Source organism: Streptomyces chromofuscus, from assembly GCF_015160875.1.
Classification (GTDB): domain Bacteria; phylum Actinomycetota; class Actinomycetes; order Streptomycetales; family Streptomycetaceae; genus Streptomyces; species Streptomyces chromofuscus.
The window spans coordinates 2,317,461-2,333,723 of record NZ_CP063374.1 but is presented as its reverse complement, the minus strand read 5'-3'; the positions used below and the strand labels follow the sequence as shown (position 1 = coordinate 2,333,723).

Annotated in this window: 17 protein-coding genes and 1 pseudogene; 4 read left to right on the top strand and 14 right to left on the bottom strand. The window is 72.0% G+C overall.

The genetic code is table 11. The features are described 5' to 3' along the window. Positions 1 to 5 precede the first annotated feature (5 nt). From IPT68_RS10495 to IPT68_RS10465, 7 genes are all read right to left on the bottom strand, one after another. Complete coding sequence (locus IPT68_RS10495; RefSeq protein WP_189696919.1) at positions 6 to 659, bottom strand: response regulator transcription factor; 654 nt, start codon at positions 657 to 659, stop codon at positions 6 to 8. Beyond that, the gene (locus IPT68_RS10490; RefSeq protein WP_189696920.1) at positions 644 to 1,915 is read right to left on the bottom strand and encodes a sensor histidine kinase; all 1,272 of its coding nucleotides are present in this window, start codon (positions 1,913 to 1,915) and stop codon (positions 644 to 646) included. The genes IPT68_RS10495 and IPT68_RS10490 overlap by 16 nt, the downstream gene beginning before the upstream one ends. A gap of 236 nt (positions 1,916 to 2,151) precedes the next feature. Next, positions 2,152 to 3,183 (bottom strand): NAD-dependent epimerase/dehydratase family protein, encoded by a 1,032-nt coding sequence (locus tag IPT68_RS10485; RefSeq protein WP_189696921.1) that lies wholly within the window; start codon positions 3,181 to 3,183, stop codon positions 2,152 to 2,154. 123 nt (positions 3,184 to 3,306) lie between these two features. Then, positions 3,307 to 3,927, bottom strand: a complete 621-nt coding sequence (locus IPT68_RS10480) for a winged helix-turn-helix domain-containing protein (RefSeq protein WP_189696922.1) — start codon at positions 3,925 to 3,927, stop codon at positions 3,307 to 3,309. Between the two features lie 344 nt (positions 3,928 to 4,271). Next, the gene (gene glnII / locus IPT68_RS10475; RefSeq protein ID WP_189696923.1) at positions 4,272 to 5,300 is read right to left on the bottom strand and encodes a glutamine synthetase; all 1,029 of its coding nucleotides are present in this window, start codon (positions 5,298 to 5,300) and stop codon (positions 4,272 to 4,274) included. Positions 5,301 to 5,937: 637 nt separating this feature from the next. Beyond that, on the bottom strand, positions 5,938 to 6,630 hold the full coding sequence (locus IPT68_RS10470; RefSeq protein WP_189696924.1) for an RlpA-like double-psi beta-barrel domain-containing protein: 693 nt from the start codon (positions 6,628 to 6,630) through the stop codon (positions 5,938 to 5,940). 111 nt (positions 6,631 to 6,741) lie between these two features. Then, positions 6,742 to 7,101, bottom strand: a complete 360-nt coding sequence (locus tag IPT68_RS10465; RefSeq protein ID WP_189696925.1) for an arsenate reductase family protein — start codon at positions 7,099 to 7,101, stop codon at positions 6,742 to 6,744. A gap of 177 nt (positions 7,102 to 7,278) precedes the next feature. Between IPT68_RS10465 and IPT68_RS10460 the strand changes: the two genes are divergently transcribed. Next, positions 7,279 to 7,593 carry a hypothetical protein gene (locus tag IPT68_RS10460; RefSeq protein WP_189696926.1) on the top strand — a complete coding sequence of 105 codons (315 nt, stop codon included), beginning with the start codon at positions 7,279 to 7,281 and terminating at the stop codon, positions 7,591 to 7,593. Between the two features lie 201 nt (positions 7,594 to 7,794). On the opposite strand, the pseudogene IPT68_RS10455 reads toward IPT68_RS10460, so the two are convergent. Together IPT68_RS10455 and IPT68_RS34790 are read right to left on the bottom strand one after the other, a co-directional pair. After that, positions 7,795 to 8,122 (bottom strand): annotated as a pseudogene (locus IPT68_RS10455) (DNA glycosylase AlkZ-like family protein); the annotation flags it as partial. After that, positions 8,089 to 8,346, bottom strand: coding sequence for a hypothetical protein (locus IPT68_RS34790; RefSeq protein WP_189697091.1), 258 nt, complete (start codon positions 8,344 to 8,346; stop codon positions 8,089 to 8,091). The gene IPT68_RS34790 and the pseudogene IPT68_RS10455, both read right to left, overlap by 34 nt. Positions 8,347 to 8,491: 145 nt before the next feature. Between IPT68_RS34790 and IPT68_RS10445 the strand changes: the two genes are divergently transcribed. After that, positions 8,492 to 8,767, top strand: a complete 276-nt coding sequence (locus IPT68_RS10445) for a hypothetical protein (protein ID WP_189696927.1) — start codon at positions 8,492 to 8,494, stop codon at positions 8,765 to 8,767. A 7-nt stretch (positions 8,768 to 8,774) separates the two neighbouring features. On the opposite strand, the gene pspAB is transcribed toward IPT68_RS10445, so the two are convergent. The 3 genes from pspAB to IPT68_RS10430 form a co-directional block, all read right to left on the bottom strand. After that, positions 8,775 to 9,359 (bottom strand): PspA-associated protein PspAB, encoded by a 585-nt coding sequence (gene pspAB, locus IPT68_RS10440; protein ID WP_189696928.1) that lies wholly within the window; start codon positions 9,357 to 9,359, stop codon positions 8,775 to 8,777. 2 nt (positions 9,360 to 9,361) lie between these two features. Further along, positions 9,362 to 10,279 carry a zinc metalloprotease HtpX gene (htpX, locus tag IPT68_RS10435; protein WP_189697075.1) on the bottom strand — a complete coding sequence of 306 codons (918 nt, stop codon included), beginning with the start codon at positions 10,277 to 10,279 and terminating at the stop codon, positions 9,362 to 9,364. A 378-nt stretch (positions 10,280 to 10,657) separates the two neighbouring features. After that, positions 10,658 to 10,915 (bottom strand): SCO2583/SCO2584 N-terminal domain-containing protein, encoded by a 258-nt coding sequence (locus IPT68_RS10430; RefSeq protein ID WP_189696929.1) that lies wholly within the window; start codon positions 10,913 to 10,915, stop codon positions 10,658 to 10,660. Positions 10,916 to 11,207: 292 nt separating this feature from the next. Here IPT68_RS10430 and IPT68_RS10425 point away from each other — a divergent pair, with 292 nt between their 5' ends. After that, on the top strand, positions 11,208 to 11,456 hold the full coding sequence (locus IPT68_RS10425; protein ID WP_189696930.1) for a hypothetical protein: 249 nt from the start codon (positions 11,208 to 11,210) through the stop codon (positions 11,454 to 11,456). 129 nt (positions 11,457 to 11,585) lie between these two features. On the opposite strand, the gene glnA is transcribed toward IPT68_RS10425, so the two are convergent. Further along, the gene (glnA, locus tag IPT68_RS10420) at positions 11,586 to 12,995 is read right to left on the bottom strand and encodes a type I glutamate--ammonia ligase (protein ID WP_189696931.1); all 1,410 of its coding nucleotides are present in this window, start codon (positions 12,993 to 12,995) and stop codon (positions 11,586 to 11,588) included. Between the two features lie 208 nt (positions 12,996 to 13,203). Here glnA and IPT68_RS10415 point away from each other — a divergent pair, with 208 nt between their 5' ends. Continuing rightward, complete coding sequence (locus IPT68_RS10415; protein WP_189696932.1) at positions 13,204 to 13,671, top strand: RDD family protein; 468 nt, start codon at positions 13,204 to 13,206, stop codon at positions 13,669 to 13,671. An 824-nt stretch (positions 13,672 to 14,495) separates the two neighbouring features. Here IPT68_RS10415 and IPT68_RS10410 read toward each other — a convergent pair. Beyond that, positions 14,496 to 16,142, bottom strand: coding sequence for an FAD-dependent oxidoreductase (locus tag IPT68_RS10410; RefSeq protein WP_189696933.1), 1,647 nt, complete (start codon positions 16,140 to 16,142; stop codon positions 14,496 to 14,498). Positions 16,143 to 16,263: the final 121 nt, after the last annotated feature.

Below are 16,263 nucleotides of genomic sequence, written 5' to 3'. Positions count from 1 at the left end.
CGTTTTCAGCGACCGTGGTCGAGATACGCGAGAACCGCCAGGACGCGACGGTTGTCGTCGTCGGACACCTCCAGGCCCAGTTTGGCGAAGATGTTGGAGGTGTGCTTGGCGATCGCCCGTTCCGTCACCACCAGGTGCGTCGCGATCGCCGCGTTGGACCGCCCCTGCGCCATCAGCTCCAGCACCTCCAGCTCACGCGGTGTGAGCCGGGCCAGCGGCCGGTCGTCGGCCGCCCGCCGGGCCAGCAGCTGCTGGATGACCTGCGGATCCATCGCCGTACCGCCCGCCGCGACCCGTCGTACGGCGTCCACGAAATGGTCCGCGTCGAACACCCGGTCCTTCAGCAGGTACCCCACCCCGCCGCTGCCGTCGGCGAGCAGCTCACGCGCGTACAGCTGCTCCACGTGCTGCGAGAGCACCAGCACCGGCAGCCCCGGCCTGTCCCGGCGGGCCCGCAGCGCGCACTGCAGGCCCTCGTCGGTGTGCGTGGGCGGCAGCCGTACGTCCACCACCGCCACGTCCGGCTTCAGCTCGGTCAGCGCCCGGTCCAGCTCGGGCCCGCTCTCCACGGCCGCGGCGATCTCGAAGTCGTAGGCCCGGAGCAGCCGGACCAGCCCGTCGCGCAGCAGGAACAGGTCTTCGGCTAGGACAACGCGCACGGGATCTCCAGGGTGACCATGGTGGGGCCGCCCGCCGGAGAGCTGACGGCCAGGACGCCGTCGAATGTACCGAGCCGCCGCTCCACCCCGGCCAGCCCCGAACCCGCGCCGATGACCGCGCCGCCCCTGCCGTTGTCGGTCACCGCGATCCGCAGCATTCCGTCGGTGTGGTGCAGGTCGACCCAGATCCGGTCGGCGTCCGCGTGCTTGACGGCGTTGGTGAGCACCTCGCTGACCGCGAAGTACGCCGCCGACTCCACCGGCGGCTGCGCCCGCCCGTCCAGCTCCACCGTCACCTCGGTGGCGACCGGCAGCCGAAGCGCCAGCGCCCTTACGGCGTCACCGAGACCGCGTTCGGCGAGCACCGGAGGGTGGATGCCGCGCACCAGGTCGCGCAGCTCGGCCAGGGCGTCGGCGGAGGACCGGCGGGCCTGGGCGAGCAGCTCCTTCGCCTTCGCCGGGTCCTTGTCCAGCAGCATCTCGACGGTGCCCAGGTCCATGCCCATCGCGACCAGCCGGGCCTGTGCCCCGTCGTGCAGGTCCCGTTCGATGCGGCGCAGTTCGGCGGCCGATGCGTCCACGGCGACCTGCCGGGTCTCGGTCAGCACCCGCACCCGCTCGGCCAGCTCCCCCTGCGAGGAGCCCAGCACGGCCCGGGTGAGCGCGAAGTGCGCGGCCAGCAGACGGGGCGCGAAATGGTGCCCGAACAGCAGCAGGACGGCGGCCAGGGCCGCGGCGCCGAACGCGGAGGCCTGCCCGGTCACCGGCACGAACCCGTACCAGTAGCCGTCCGGAAACACCCGCCACAGCCCGATCGCCAGCGCGAACCCCTCCACCGGGTAGAGCAGCAGCACGGTCGGCAGCAGCGCGGTGAGGAAGCCGGCCGTCATGTCCACCGGCAGCCACCGCAGATCGCGCCAGGTCGCCGGATCCGCCAGCATCCCGAAGGTGCGCGCCCAGGGATTGGCGTCCTTCGGCAGCGGCCGGTACGACGGAGGGATCCGCACGCCGCCCCACTGCGCCGCCAGCAGCCGCCGCCAATCCGCGAACACCCTTACGCCCCGGAGGACCCACGGGGTGGTGACGATGCCGACGCCGATCGGTATCAACGCGATGGACACGGCGGAGAGGGTCAGGCAGAGCACCGCGCCCGGGAGGGACACCAGTGCCAGCGCGAGCCCCCGCACCGCGGCCCGCGCGATCCCGCGCGTCCGCCCCGTGCCGCCGCCTGTGATGCCGCTGGTCTCGATGGTCATGGCGTCAGTCTGGTGCAGCGGGAGTGCGGGGGTCACGGGGCCGGGGCCCCGGTCAGGGGTGTCGCCAGGTACACCCCCGCCGCCCGGTACGCCTCCGCCGGTTGGTGTGCCTGCGCCGTTCGGTATGTCTCCGCCGGTTGGTGTGCCTGCGCCGTTCGGTATGTCTCCGCCGCTCGGTGCGCCTTCACCGCTCGGTACGTCTCCGTGGCTGGGTACGCCTCAACCCCCGGTACTTCTCATCCACCCGGTGCGCCTTCACCCTCCAGTACGTCTCCGTCGCCCGCGAGCAGCCTCGCCTCCAGTTCCGCCTCCAGGCCCACCGGGGGCCGGTCCGGCCGCTGCGGGGCCGTTCCGCCGATGTCTCGCAGCCACCGCCAGGTGTCGGCCACGGTCTCGTCGGCCGGCCGGCAGCGCAGTCCCGCGGCGAGCGCCCGGGACACGTCCGCGCCGTGCAGGGCGTCGTGCAGCTCGCTGCCCGGCGGCACCCACACCGGCAACTGGCTCCACGGCTCGATCCCCGCCTCCAGCACACGCTCGGGCTCGGTCCAGCGCAGCCGCGCCGCGCCGCCGGTCACCCGCACGCAGGCCCGCAGCAGCTCGCCCATGGTGGTGTGCCCGCGGGGACCGTTCAGGTTGTACGGTCCGCCGCGCTCCCGCTCCACCGCGTCCAGAATCCATTCGGCGAGATCGCGGACGTCGAGGAACTGAACCGGCAGCTCCCGCGGACCCGGCGCCGGCACCGGCCCGCCACGGGCGACGCGGTTCAGCCACCAGGGCAGGCGGCCGACGTTCTCGTAGGGCCCGAGCAGCAGCCCGGACCGCACCAGCAGCGAGCGCTCCGCGCCGAAGGCCTCGACGGCGGCCAGCTCGCCGCCCCGCTTGTCGCGGGCGTAGTCGGTGTGGTCCGCGCCGGCCTCGGCGCCGTCGACCAGGGGCGCGTCCTCGGTGTAACCGGCGGGCGGGGCCCAGGCGTACACGGAGCAGCTCGACACGTACGCGTACCGGCCGGCGCGGCCCCGCAGCAGCCGCGCCGCGTCCCGCACCGCCCGGGGCGCTGCCGACCAGGTGTCGACGACGGCGTCCCAGTCGCCGGCCTCCAGCCCGACCAGTCCGCCGGGCGCGGTGCGGTCGCCCAGCACCTCCCGCACGCCGGGCGGGGCGGCGTGCTTCCCCCGGTGGAAGACGGTGACGTCCCAGCCCCGCCCGAGGGCGGCCTCCACGACGGCCCGGCCCGCGAACTCCGTACCACCCAGCATCAGCAGTCTCATGCGGCTGACTGTGCCCGCGGCGGGGCGCCGGGGGAAGCGGGATCTGCCGAGGGCAGACGCGGGCGGCGGGTGGAGCCGTGCGCGTCGGCGTCGGCAGGCGGCCGAACCGGTGCCGACAGGTGGTCAGACCCGCGTCGGCGGAACGTACTTGTAGCCGACCCGGCGGACGGTGAGGATCACCTGCCGGTGTTCCGCGCCCAGCTTGCGGCGCAGGCGGGCGATGTGGACGTCGACGGTGCGGCCGTCGCCCACGTGCCCGTAGCCCCACACCGTGGTGACCAGCTGGTCACGGGTGTGCACCCGGTGCGGGTGCGCGACCAGGTGGGCGAGCAGCTCGAACTCCAGGTAGGTGAGGTCGAGTTCCCGCCCCGCCACCTCGGCGGTACGGCGCAGGGCGTCGATGCGGATGAGCGGGTCCGAACCGGTGCCGGTGTCGGTGTCCGCGTCGGCGTGGGTTTCCGCCGCCGTCGGCCGGTCGGCCACCGCCACCTGGAGGAAGGGCGGCTGCTGGTCGGCGGGGACGAGCACCAGGTATCCGACCATCGGCGGCCGGCCGGGGAGCGAGGGCAGGGTGTCCTGCGGTGCCGGCAGCCAGGTCGCGCCCGGCGGAAGGAGGTCCGTCACCCCTCTTACGTCGTCCGGTTCGACGGCTCGCAGCCGGTGCCGGGAGGGATGGGGAACGGCGGCGGGGGCGGGGGGCAAGGGACGGGAGGCGGAACGGGACAGGGAACCAGGGGTCGCCATGGGAGGTCAGCTCTTTCGCGCGAGGGGTCCGTCGGGGGACGTGCTGCCGTGTCGCGCTGGCCGAGGGCCGGTGTGTACGGCGTCAGAGGGCCGGCGCGGTCGTCGCGCGGCAACACACCCGGTCGAAGTCGTGGTGCTGACGGGAAGGCCAGAAGGGCTCGAGGTCATGGCGACCCGTCGCGGAGTACTTCTGGAAGCCGACCATGGCCCCATTGAAGCAGACCCCCGCCCGGAACCAGACCCCTCTCTCACCCCTCGGACTCGCCCTTGGCCGAAAAAGGTCGTCCCGCACGCGGGAGGGCGCCCACCGAGTCGGTGGGCGCCCTCCGATCGAGTCGCGCGGATCAGACCTGGCCGGCCTTCTCCAGGGCGGAGCAGCAGGTGTCGACCAGCAGGCGGGTCACCACGTAGGGGTCGACGTTGGCGTTCGGGCGACGGTCCTCGATGTAGCCCTTGCCGTCCTTCTCGACCTGCCACGGGATACGGACCGAGGCGCCGCGGTTGGAGACGCCGTAGGAGAACTTGTCCCACGGGGCGGTCTCGTGCAGACCCGTCAGACGGTCGTCGATGCCGGCGCCGTAGTTCTTGACGTGGTCGAGCGGCTTGGAGCCCTCGCCGAGTGCCTCGCAGGCGGTGATGATCGCGTCGTAGCCCTCGCGCATCGCCTTCGTCGAGAAGTTGGTGTGCGCACCGGCGCCGTTCCAGTCGCCCTTGACCGGCTTGGGGTCGAGGGTGGCGGAGACGCCGAAGTCCTCGGCGGTGCGGTAGAGCAGCCAGCGGGCCACCCACAGCTGGTCGGAGACCTCCAGCGGGGCGAGCGGGCCGACCTGGAACTCCCACTGGCCGGGCATGACCTCGGCGTTGATGCCGGACAGGCCCAGGCCCGCCTTCAGGCAGTTCTCCAGGTGGGCCTCGACGATCTCGCGGCCGAAGATCTCGTCGGCGCCGACACCGCAGTAGTAGCCGCCCTGCGGGGCCGGGAAGCCGCCCTCGGGGAAGCCGAGCGGGCGGGAGCCGTCGAAGAAGGTGTACTCCTGCTCGATGCCGAAGATCGGCTCCTGCGCGGCGAACTTCTCGGCGACCTCGGCCAGCGCGGCACGCGTGTTGGACGGGTGCGGGGTCATGTCCGTGTTGAGGACCTCGCACAGGACCAGGACGTCGTCACCGCCGCGGATCGGGTCCGGGCAGGAGAAGACCGGCTTCAGCACACAGTCCGACGCGTGGCCCTCGGCCTGGTTGGTGGAGGACCCGTCGAAGCCCCAGATCGGCAGCTCGGCGCCCTTGGCCGCGTCGGCCAGGATCTTCGTCTTGGAACGAAGCTTGGCCGTCGGCTCGGTGCCGTCGATCCAGATGTACTCAGCCTTGAAGGTCACGGGCCACATCCTTCGGGGGTGGGTCTGGGCGCGCTTGCGGGTGCTGCGGCGCTGCGGCACCGGGCGCCGCGTTCTGCCTGCCCGGCAGCCTGTCAACAGGCGATTTCCCGATCATTGCCCGTTTGTGAACCCCGTGTTACCTGGTCGTACTGTGGCCCGCCTCACGCTGTGAGGCCGCGCCGCGTGCGCAGAACCGACGCGATCGCGCGTTCGTGCACGCGGCGGCGGGGGGTGGTGGGGCGACTCGTATGCGATGGGGTTGGGGGGGATGGTGACCGGTCCGCTGCGACGGGGCAGGTAGTGACGGTTGCCGGTCCGCCTGGGTACGGAGCTGCGGGGGCGTCCCGTCGGACCCCGACCGGCGGCTACGCCTGCAGGAGGCGGCCGCCTGCCTCGGCGCGGTCCGGACGTGCCGGTCCTGCTGCTCGTGGCCGCGAACAGCAGGACCCTTCCCCAGGGGCCGGGTCTCGCCCGGCCGAGGGGGACGCGCGTCGCGGACGAGGTGGCTGCCGGGGCCGGTGCGCTGCTGCCGTGGGTCGCGACCGCCGTGCTGCCGGACGTCTCGCACCACGCCTTGCCGCATGCCGCACCGCCCGAACCGGGCCGCCGCCTCATCCGTTTCCCGGACTGCCGAGCCTCACCCCACCTTCTCGATCACGGCCCGGCGGATCAGGAACTTGCCGGGCTCCCGGACCTGTTCGAAGGCCGCGTTGTTGAGCAGGACACAGCTGCCGGAGACCGACGTGACCTCCACCGTCGTGGACTTGTTGTTGTCCAGGTTGGTGACCTTCAGCTTCGTCCCCGCCGGGAACTGGTTGCTCGACGCGGCCGGGGCACCGCCCTCGCCGGAGAGGGTCACGGTGGAGCCGTTGCAGACCTGCTCCCCGGTGGCGGCGCCACCGCCGTCGCCCGGGGCGGCGGGCGCGGAGGGCGGTGCGGACTGCCCGGCGCCGCCGCCTCCGGCCTGCTGGTCGGCGCCCTGCTGTCCCGCGCCCGCGCCCTGTCCGGGCTGCGCCGTCTGGGAGCCCTGAGCCGACTCCCCGACCTCGCATCCGGACGCTTCCTGCTGACGCTGGATCTGGGCGATGACGGCCTCGCGGTTGGCGATCCGGGCCGCGGACTGCGCGTCCGGGTTGGCCCGCTGGCCCTCGATGAACCGCTGGTTGTTGCCGAGGGCGGTGGCGAGCCCCTGGCAGACCGTCGAGTCCGCCGCGGACTGCGCGGCGTTCGACGTGCTCGCCATGACGAAGGCGCCACCGCCCGCCACCGACGCCGCGCTGACCAGCAGGGCCAGCTTCTTCCTCGTGCTGAGAGTTCTCCTGCGCGACATGCGCGCCTCCTGGGAGGTAGGGGAGCGTACGCCGCTATGTACGAGATCCCGAACGGGGTTACTCAGTGGTTACGGAAGTATCGGCAAGTAACCTGCGTCACACGGAAGGTGCTAGCGGGACAGCGCGTCCCGCACGGCCTCGTCGGTGCGGGCGACGACCGCCGTGCCGTCGTCCGCGGTGATGATGGGCCGCTGGATGAGCCTGGGGTGTTCGGCGAGGGCCGTCACCCAGCGGTCGCGCGTGGTGGCGTCGCGCGGCCACTCCTTCAGGCCGAGCTCCTTGGCGACGGCCTCCTGGGTCCGTGTGATGTCCCAGGGTTCCAGGCCCAGTCGGTCGAGCACGGCGCGGATCTCGTCCTCGGTCGGTACGTCCTCCAGATAGCGGCGGACGGTGTAGTCGGCACCCTCGGCGTCGAGCAGTTTCACGGCGCTGCGGCACTTCGAGCAGGCGGGGTTGATCCAGATCTCCATGCCGCCACGGTACGCCGGGAGGGCCCCGGAAAACTCGTCTTCCACGTGTGTCACTGCACCCCCGAAAGCCCTTGTGGCCAGGGGCTTTTGTCAGTGGGGGCCAGTAGAATAGAAGCAGTGTTCGAGGGTGTCGCCGGGGTGTCCGGCCGACGCCCCGACCGCGACAGGAGGATGCCCGTGCCCGCTGCCGCACTGAAGCCGAAGCCGCTGCCGACCCAGTCCACCGCGAAGCGCCCCGTCCTGCTCGACCTTCCCTACGCACCCGTGGAGAAGCGGCCGTTGCCGCCGGGGCGTCCGCGTGAGTGGTACATCTCGCACAACCGCCGGCTCAAGGCCCTGCGCCTTGCGATCGCGCTGCTCGACTCGGGGGTGTACGTGCCGAACCAGGCGCGCAACAAGACGATCCGCAGCACCGCGGAGCTCATCGGCGTCCACCCGCCGTCCGACACGACGTGTCACATGGTGCGGGCGCTGCTGCGGTACACCCGCTGATCCGTGGCGCCGGGCGCCGTCCGTCCACGACGACGCCCGGCGCCGGCCTCGCCACCCCGTCCGCACGCCGCCCGTCCTCGCCCGGCGTGTACGCGCGGCGTGTTCGCGCGGCGGCCGACGCCGACCCTCACCGTCCTGACCAGGCATGACGGCCGGTCCGCTGGACGCCCGAGGCCCGACGTCCCGAAGCGCCGCGCCCCCTCACCCCGCCGCCAACTCCCGCTCCGGCGGCGTCCGGAAGCGTGGTGTGATCCGTATGGCCCTCACCCACTGGCGCAGTCGTGCCGCCTCCACTCGATCGCCGCCGGCGCCTCCCGCCCCACGCCCTCCTCCTCCAGCGCCCGCCAGACGATCTCCCCGTCGGCCCGACGTCGCCGCTGCGGTCGAACAGGGCGGGCCGCAGCTCGGGGGAGAGGAACCAGTCGCGCTGCTGCCGGCCCACCGCCGTGGGGTCGAGAGCGGGCAGCAGCGCGGCCCACGGCTCGACGGGCCCGGTCACCGACTCGGCGTCGCCCTCGACGACGTACCCCTCCACAGGCCCGGTGAGTGGTCGGCCGGCAGTTCGAAACGGGTGTACCGGGCGCGGGTGGCCAGGGCGTCCTGGACCGCCTCCCTCACCGCCGACGGGACGACCGCGTCCGTGCCCGGCACGGCGAGCACCGCACGCCCTCGTAGGCCCAGGTCGTGGGAGCCGGTGGAATCGGTCGCGTCGGTGAAGTCGTCGAACTCGGAGGAGGGCGGGAGGTCGCTCATGACGTCATTCACTCACGGTGCGCCGCCCTCGGCCGCAACAATTGGCGTCGCGGGAGCGTCCGGCCGCAGAAAATGAGATGCGGCCCCCGACACCCCCGGCGCTACGCTCGTCGCACCGCACATCCACCTCCCAGGGAGTCCCGTCATGGGCACCATCGTCATCTCCGGGACGGTCGTCCTGGTCGTCCTGGGATTCGGAAACCACCTCTACTGGCTCGCCGCCGTCGCCCTGCTCTTCCTCTACGCGCAGTACGGGCGCGACGCGTCCTCCACCCCCTCGACCCCTACTCCGCCCCCGCCCCCGCCCGCGTCCTACCAGGCATACCGGGAGCGCCGCGACCAGCAGGCCAAGTGGGAGCGCCGCTACCGTCGGGAGCGTCCGCTGGAGGCCCGCCGTCAGCAGCGGGAGCGGGCCAAGTAGGACGGGATCACAGCCCCGGTGCGCCCCACACCGGGAACCACCGCCCCAGGTCCTGCTCGATCCGCAGATCACCGGCCAGCGCGGCCTTGACCTGGAGTTCCAGCGCGTTGTCGCGCCGCTGCCCCGCACCGGGCAGCGGCGCGAACGGGTAGAACGTGCCGCGCTTGTACAGATAGACCAGCGCCAGACGTCGTCCCGAGGGATCCCGGAAGCCCGCCAGCGAGCACAGCAGTTGCGGGCCGAAACCGTTGATCTCCATGGAGTCGTTCACCGCGTGCAGGTCGTTGACCAGCAGCGGCAGCTCGTCCGGGGCGCGGCGGGACACCAGCCAGGAGTACCCGTACGCGTCCTGCTCCAGCTCCACCGGCGGCCCGGTCCGCTCGGTGTCCGCGTCCAGCAGCGCCCGCACCTCCCGGTGCGTCTGGTCGAACGCGGCCCCCTCGACCGTCGCGAAGCACACCGCGCCGTGCCCGGTCGGTGTGAAGGACGCCGCCGCCTGCAGCGTCACCGCCGCCGAGGGCAGCGCGAACAACTGGTCGAGGTCGGGCGTCACCGCCTTCGTACGACCGAGCAGGATGTCCAGCAGTCCCATGCTCACGCCTTCCGGGGAGCCGTCGCCTCGCCCAGTTCGGCGGAGATCCGCCCCAGCTGTTCGATCCGCTCCTCCAGGCTCGGGTGGGTGGAGAACAGCCGCGCGACATCCGGTCCACGGCCGAGCGCCGGGGTGAAGTAGAAGGCGTTGAAGGCCTGCGCGGTCCGCAGGTCCTTCGTCGGGATGCGCGCGATGTCCCCGGTCACCTTGGTGAGCGCGGACGCCAGCGCCGAGGGCCGCCCCGTCAGCAGCGCCGCCGCCCGGTCGGCGGCCAGCTCCCGGTACCGCGACAGCGCCCTGATGAGCAGGAAGCTGATCGCGTACACGGCGGCGGAGACAGCCATGATCCCCAGGAAGACCACGGCGGTGTTCTGGTCGCGCCGCCCTCCGCCGAACAGCTGCGAGTAGAAGGCGAATCGCACGATCAGCCCCGCGATCACGCCCAGGAACGACGCGACCGTGATCACGGCGACGTCCTTGTGCGCCACGTGGGACAGCTCGTGCGCGAGCACCCCTTCCAGCTCCGCCGGCTCCAGCCGCCGCAGCAGCCCGGTGGTCACGCAGATCACCGCGTTGTCGGGGTTCCGCCCGGTCGCGAACGCGTTCGGCATCTCCATGTCGGACACGGCGACCACCGGCTTGGGCATGTCCGCGACCGCGCACAGCCGGTCGACGACGCCGTGCAGCTGCGGGTACTCGTCCCGCTCCACGACCCGCCCCCGCATCGCGTAGAGCGCGATCCGGTCGGAGAACCAGTACTGCGCCCCCAGCAGCGCCGCCGCGATCACCACGACCAGCACCCAGGACTTCAGCAGGGCGATCAACGCGGCGACGAACGCCACGTACAACAACCCGAGGAGGAACAACGTGACCGTCATCCGCACGGTCAGCCGCCGGTCGCTCCGGAAGCGGCTGTGCATCTGCATCACCCCGCACCACCCGCGGTCAAGCCCTTGCCCACTGCCAGTGTGCACCCGCACACCCCAACAGCCGGTAGCGATCACCCCTCAACCGTGCAAAGCCCACACCGGCCCCTCAGGCCGACGGCGGCCCGCAGCGGCGCGACGGGCCCGCAGCGGCGCGACGCGGTCGCACGCGTCGGGCAGCCGCAGAGCGGCGACCGGCCGTGCCGGGACCGCTCAGGCCCGAGGCGGCCCGTCAACCGCCCGGCGGGCGCGATCACGACCCACGGCACAGCGGTCCGCCACAGCTCCGACCTGCACTTTTCGGGTGGACCCCCGAGGAACCGCACCCGCCGGACGCGCGACACGTACGGCGCCGCGGACTGGGGCCGCGGACTAGTACGGCGCCCGGAAGTTGATGTATCCGAGGAGGAGGATCACCGCCGCCACGCAGCCCAGCACCACGACCGTCGACAGCCATGGCGACCTGGGCCGGGTCACGTGGTCGGGGTCGGCGCGGAACGGTACCGGTCCGGGCGGGTCGTGCTTCCAGCGCGCGGCGAGCATCCGGGCCCGCGCCGAGGGCTCCTTGTGCCGCGCGTCGTCCGCCCACCTCAGGTCGAACTCCCGCTCCGCGTCGTCCTGTTCGGACATCCCCGTCTGCCTCTCTCGAACAACCGTCTCCAAGGCCATGGTCCCGCATGGTTCGGGATGCCGAGTGATCGGTGGGGGGTTTAGCCTTTTAGAGGGAGCTGTACTCCGGGATACGCCCTCCGCAGGAGGGATGCCCCCTCACAACCGACAGCCCACATGCCACACGGACCGCGGCTGATACGCACGCCTCCACAGGCGGCGACACCGACGACCGCGCCGTACGCTCTCCCCGGCGGCTGCGGCCATCCGTCCGGCTCGTGCTTCGCGCGATGGGATGGAAGGAAGGTTCTCGATGAAAGCACCACGCGCCCGACGCCTCCTCGCAGTGTCCGCCATCGGCGTGCTGATGGCCGGGGGCGCCGCGATCGGCACAGCCGGCACGGCCTCGGCAGCCACCCCGACCAGCGTCCCCTCGAACTGGGGCGACGACGACTGGTGGGACAACGACTACTACGACCGGTACGGCTTCTTCGACCACTACGGCTACTACGACCACTTCAACCGCTTCGGCGGTGGCCCCGTAGTGATCGTGGTCCGCTGACGGCGGTAGCGGCGGCAGCGGCGCCGCGGGTCCGGAGGCGAACGCCGGAGGGCCGCCACCTGAACTGCTCAGGTGGCGGCCCTCCGGGCATCCGGCCTCACGGCATCGGATCGATCACGCGTCGAACTGTCACACGTCGAAGTACAGCTCGAACTCGTGCGGGTGCGGACGCAGCTGCAGCGGGGCGATCTCGTTGGTGCGCTTGTAGTCGATCCACGTCTCGATCAGGTCGGACGTGAAGACGTCGCCCTGGAGGAGGAACTCGTGGTCGGCCTCCAGGCGGTCGAGGACGGCGCCGAGCGAGGTCGGGACCTGCGCGACGTTCGCGTGCTCCTCGGGAGCCAGCTCGTACAGGTCCTTGTCGATCGGCTCGGCCGGCTCGATCTTGTTCTTGATGCCGTCCAGGCCCGCGAGGAGCAGGGCGGAGAAGGCGAGGTAGGGGTTGCCGGAGGAGTCCGGGGCGCGGAACTCGACGCGCTTGGCCTTCGGGTTGGAGCCCGTGATCGGGATGCGCATCGCGGCGGAACGGTTGCGCTGCGAGTACACCAGGTTGACCGGCGCCTCGAAGCCCGGGACCAGACGGTGGTAGGAGTTCACCGTCGGGTTGGTGAAGGCGAGCAGCGACGGGGCGTGCTTGAGGATGCCGCCGATGTAGTAGCGGGCGGTGTCCGACAGGCCGGCGTAGCCCTGCTCGTCGTAGAACAGCGGGTCGCCGTTGCTCCACAGCGACTGGTGGACGTGCATGCCCGAGCCGTTGTCACCGAAGATCGGCTTCGGCATGAAGGTCGCGGTCTTGCCGTTGCGCCAGGCGACGTTCTTCACGATGTACTTGAAGAGCTGGAGGTCGTCGGCGGCGGCGAGCAGCGTGTTGAACTTGTAGTTGATCTCGGCCTGGCCGGCGGTGCCGACCTCGTGGTGCTGGCGCTCGACCTTCAGGCCGGCCCGGTCCAGCTCCAGGGAGATCTCGGCGCGCAGGTCGGCGAAGTGGTCGACCGGCGGGGTCGGGAAGTAGCCGCCCTTGTAGCGGACCTTGTACCCGCGGTTGTCCTCCAGCGCGCCGGTGTTCCAGGCGCCCGCCTCGGAGTCGATGTGGTAGAAGGACTCGTTCTCGGACGTCTTGAAGCGGACGCTGTCGAAGACGTAGAACTCGGCCTCCGGACCGAAGTACGCGGTGTCGGCGATCCCGGTCGACGCCAGGTACGCCTCGGCCTTCTTCGCCACGTTGCGCGGGTCACGGGAGTACTGCTCGCCCGTGATCGGGTCGTGGATGAAGAAGTTGATGTTGAGCGTCTTGTCGCGGCGGAACGGGTCCACGCGGGCGGTCGACAGGTCGGCGCGCAGGGCCATGTCGGACTCGTGAATGGCCTGGAAGCCGCGGATCGAGGATCCGTCGAAGGCGAGCTCGTCGTCCGGGTCGAACGCCTCGACGGGCACTGTGAAGTGCTGCATGACGCCCGGCAGGTCGCAGAAGCGGACGTCGACGAACTTGACGTCCTCGTCCGCGATGAACTTCTTGGCCTCGTCGGCGTTCTGGAACATCCAGCTCCTCCTACTCCCGACCGTCCCGCCGGGGTGGTAGTTCGTTCGTGCGGCCAGTGCGGTGGCACACGCTGACGACGACCCTAGGGACGCGTCATTTCTCGGGCGTGACCCATTTGTTTCGCAGAAGTTAACCGGCTCCGTTCCACCGTAACGCGGACCGACCCCGGCATACCCCGGTCAATCCCGGGCGCAGTACCGTTGTCGGGTGGACAAGAGGCAAGCAATCGGATCATGGCTGTCCGGCCCCCGTGCGGCCATGGAGGACGCCGGTGCGGACTTCGGCTACCGGGGCGAGCAGCTCGGTCTGCCGGAGAGCGGGCCGGGCTCGATCGCCCGCCCGGGCCGGCGGCTCGGTGCGCTGGCCGTCGACTGGGGTCTGTGCCTCTTGATCGCATACAGCTTGATCACGGGCGGCTACGGCCAGACGACCGGCAACTGGGCGCTGCTGATCTTCTTCGTCATGAGCGTGCTGACCGTCGGCACGATCGGTTTGACCCCGGGCAAGCGCCTCTTCGGGCTGCGGGTGGTCGCCGTCGACACCGGCACCGTCCACCCGGGCCGCGCCCTGCTGCGCACGGTCCTGCTCTGCCTCGCCGTACCCGCGCTGATCTGGGACCGCGACGGCCGGGGCCTGCACGACCGGCTCGCCAGGACGGTCGAAGTACGCATCTGACACCACGCATCCACCCGCTCGCGGCCGAGGCCGTCCCGGCGGGGAGCCGCCCACTCGAACGCCGAGGCCGATCACGGCGGGCGTCCGACTGCTCGACGCCGAGGCCGATCACGGCGGGCGTCCGACTGCTCGACGCCGAGGCCGATCACGGCGGGCGTCCGACTGCTCGACGCCGAGGCCGACCACGGCGGGCGTCCGACTGCTCGACGCCGAGGCCGACCACGACGGACGTCCGACTGCTCGATGCCGAGGCCGATCACGACGGACGTCCGACTGCTCGATGCCGACGGCCGCCCCGACAGGGATCCGAGGGCTCGACGCCGACGGTCATCCGGTGGGCGTCCGGTGCTCAAGGGCCGACGGCCGTCCCGGCGGGCATCCGGCTGATCGAGGCTCGACGGCCCTCCCGGTCGGGGCCCGATCACCCGACGCCGACGGCCCCCAGCGGGACCCGGTCGCTCATTGTCGGCGACCGACCCGGCGGGGATCCCGTCGCTCCACGGCGACGACTCCCGGCGAGGCTCCGGCCCCCCGGCGCGCAGCCGCCCGGCGAGGACGAGCCCTCCCGACGCTCAGGCCGCCTGGTGGGGATCCCGTCGCTCTACGCCGACGACTCCCCGCGGGGATCCGGCCGCTCGGCGCGCAGCCTCCCCCGGCGGGGGTTCCGCCGCTCGGCGCGCAGCCTCCCGGCGGGGATCCGGCCGCTCGACGCACAGCCCCCGGCAGGGACCCGCACTCGCCGCCCCCAGAGATCACCCCCTCCACACGCCGAAGGCCACCCGCACTCCCCGGTGCCGGTGGCCTTCGGCTCGTTCACGCCAGGATCAGCGTCGGTGCAGCACCGTCGTCAGGACCTGGCGCAGCTCGGCCTCCGGGTCCGTCGCGGCGCCCGTCGAGCGCCAGGCCACGAACCCGTCGGGCCGCACCAGCACCGCCCCGTCGGCCGTCGTGCCGTGGACCGCCGTCCAGTCGTCGCCCTCCGCGTCGTACGCCAACTCGGCCTCCGGGCCCGCGCCGATGCGGTAGGCGTCCAGCCGGACACCGTCCGTGCCGGCGACGCGCACGGCGGCGGCGTGCCAGGCCGCGCCCGCGCTCGACCCGGCGTCGCACAGCAGCACCAGTGAACGCTCGTAGAGATCGAGCGTGGAGACCTGTTCGCCCGCGCGGCGCAGCCACATGTGCGGCGCCCTGCTGCCCGGCTCCGCGGACATGTTCATCCCGTCGGGCACGATCGGCTGCGACGGGTCGGCCCCCACGACGGCGCCCTGCGGGTAGCGGTAGCCGAGGACGACGTTGAGGATGCCGCCGCGCTTGCCGCCGCCGATGCCGGGAGGCGGGGCGAAACCGGGGTGGCTGTGCTCCACGGAGCGCGACGAGGCACGTTCGCTGGTCGCCAGCGCGACCGGCCGGCGCTCGGCGTCGTACGTCTGCAGCAGCCCGGGACCGGCCCAGTCGTCGAGGACGGCGGCCAGCTTCCAGGCCAGGTTGTGGGCGTCCTGGATGCCGGTGTTGGAGCCGAAGGCGCCGGTGGGGGACATCTCGTGGGCGGAGTCGCCGGCGAGGAAGACCCGTTCGGCGGCGTACTGTTCGGCGACCCGTTCGGCGGCGCGCCAGGACGCCCGTCCGGTGATCTCGACGTCGAGGTCGGGTGCGCCGACGGCCAGACGGATGTGCCGCTGGAGCCGCTCCTCGGTGAACTCCTCCAGCGTCTCGCCGTTTTCCGGGTGCCAAGGGGCGTGGAAGACCCAGTTCTCCTTGTTGTCGACGGGCAGCAGCGCGCCGTCGGCCTCCGGGTTGGTGAGGTAGCAGCAGATGAACCGCCGGTCACCGACGACGTCGGCGAGCAGCTTGGACCGGAAGGTGACGCTCACGTTGGCGAAGAGGTCGCCGGGGCCGGTCTGCCCGATGCCCAGCCGGTTGCGCACGGGGCTGCGCGGGCCGTCGGCCGCGACCAGGTAGTCCGCGCGGACCGTGTACAGCTCGTCGCTGTCGCGGTTCCGGACGAACGCCGTCACTCCTTCGGGGTCCTGCTCGAAGGACTCCAGCTCGTGGAAGTACCGCAGGTCGCCGCCGAGTGCGCGGGCGCTCTTCACGAGTACCGGCTCCAGGTCGTTCTGGCTGCACAGGCACCAGCCCGAAGGGCTGAACCGCGCGAGGCCGCCGCCCGGGTCGATCTCCTTGAACAGCCATTCGCCGGCGTCGCCGACGAGGGTCGGGGCCTGCATGATGCCGTGGTTGCCGGCGAGGAGGGCGGCCGCCGTCTTGATGTCCGGCTCGACGCCGGCCACCCGGAACAGCTCCATCGTCCGCACGTTGTTGCCGCGGCCACGCGGGTGGATCGAGGTCCCGGCGTGCCGCTCGACGAGCATGTGGTCGACGCCGAGACGGCCCAGGAAGAGGGAGAGGGACAAGCCCACCAGAGAGCCGCCCACGACGAGGACGGGAACCTGGTGATCGGCTTTCTGCTGCATCAAGGACTCCTGAGGCAGTGGTGGGGGGTGGGGGTGTTGGTGTTTTTCATGCCCTCTCGAAGGGCTTCCGCGTGATCTATCACCCGCGTGGTTCACGCGAGTCGCGCACTCCGGGGGACCG

What these genes read in the sequence shown, in the direction of transcription:
- IPT68_RS10490 (WP_189696920.1), bottom strand. Translation starts at nt 1,915, where the DNA reads ATGACCATCGAGACCAGCGGCATCACAGGCGGCGGCACGGGGCGGACG.
- IPT68_RS10485 (WP_189696921.1), bottom strand. Translation starts at nt 3,183, where the DNA reads ATGAGACTGCTGATGCTGGGTGGTACGGAGTTCGCGGGCCGGGCCGTC.
- IPT68_RS10480 (WP_189696922.1), bottom strand. Translation starts at nt 3,927, where the DNA reads ATGGCGACCCCTGGTTCCCTGTCCCGTTCCGCCTCCCGTCCCTTGCCC.
- IPT68_RS10470 (WP_189696924.1), bottom strand. Translation starts at nt 6,630, where the DNA reads ATGTCGCGCAGGAGAACTCTCAGCACGAGGAAGAAGCTGGCCCTGCTG.
- IPT68_RS10465 (WP_189696925.1), bottom strand. Translation starts at nt 7,101, where the DNA reads ATGGAGATCTGGATCAACCCCGCCTGCTCGAAGTGCCGCAGCGCCGTG.
- IPT68_RS34790 (WP_189697091.1), bottom strand. Translation starts at nt 8,346, where the DNA reads ATGAGCGACCTCCCGCCCTCCTCCGAGTTCGACGACTTCACCGACGCG.
- IPT68_RS10445 (WP_189696927.1), top strand. Translation starts at nt 8,492, where the DNA reads ATGGGCACCATCGTCATCTCCGGGACGGTCGTCCTGGTCGTCCTGGGA.
- pspAB (WP_189696928.1), bottom strand. Translation starts at nt 9,359, where the DNA reads ATGGGACTGCTGGACATCCTGCTCGGTCGTACGAAGGCGGTGACGCCC.
- htpX (WP_189697075.1), bottom strand. Translation starts at nt 10,279, where the DNA reads ATGCACAGCCGCTTCCGGAGCGACCGGCGGCTGACCGTGCGGATGACG.
- IPT68_RS10430 (WP_189696929.1), bottom strand. Translation starts at nt 10,915, where the DNA reads ATGTCCGAACAGGACGACGCGGAGCGGGAGTTCGACCTGAGGTGGGCG.
- IPT68_RS10425 (WP_189696930.1), top strand. Translation starts at nt 11,208, where the DNA reads ATGAAAGCACCACGCGCCCGACGCCTCCTCGCAGTGTCCGCCATCGGC.
- glnA (WP_189696931.1), bottom strand. Translation starts at nt 12,995, where the DNA reads ATGTTCCAGAACGCCGACGAGGCCAAGAAGTTCATCGCGGACGAGGAC.
- IPT68_RS10410 (WP_189696933.1), bottom strand. Translation starts at nt 16,142, where the DNA reads ATGCAGCAGAAAGCCGATCACCAGGTTCCCGTCCTCGTCGTGGGCGGC.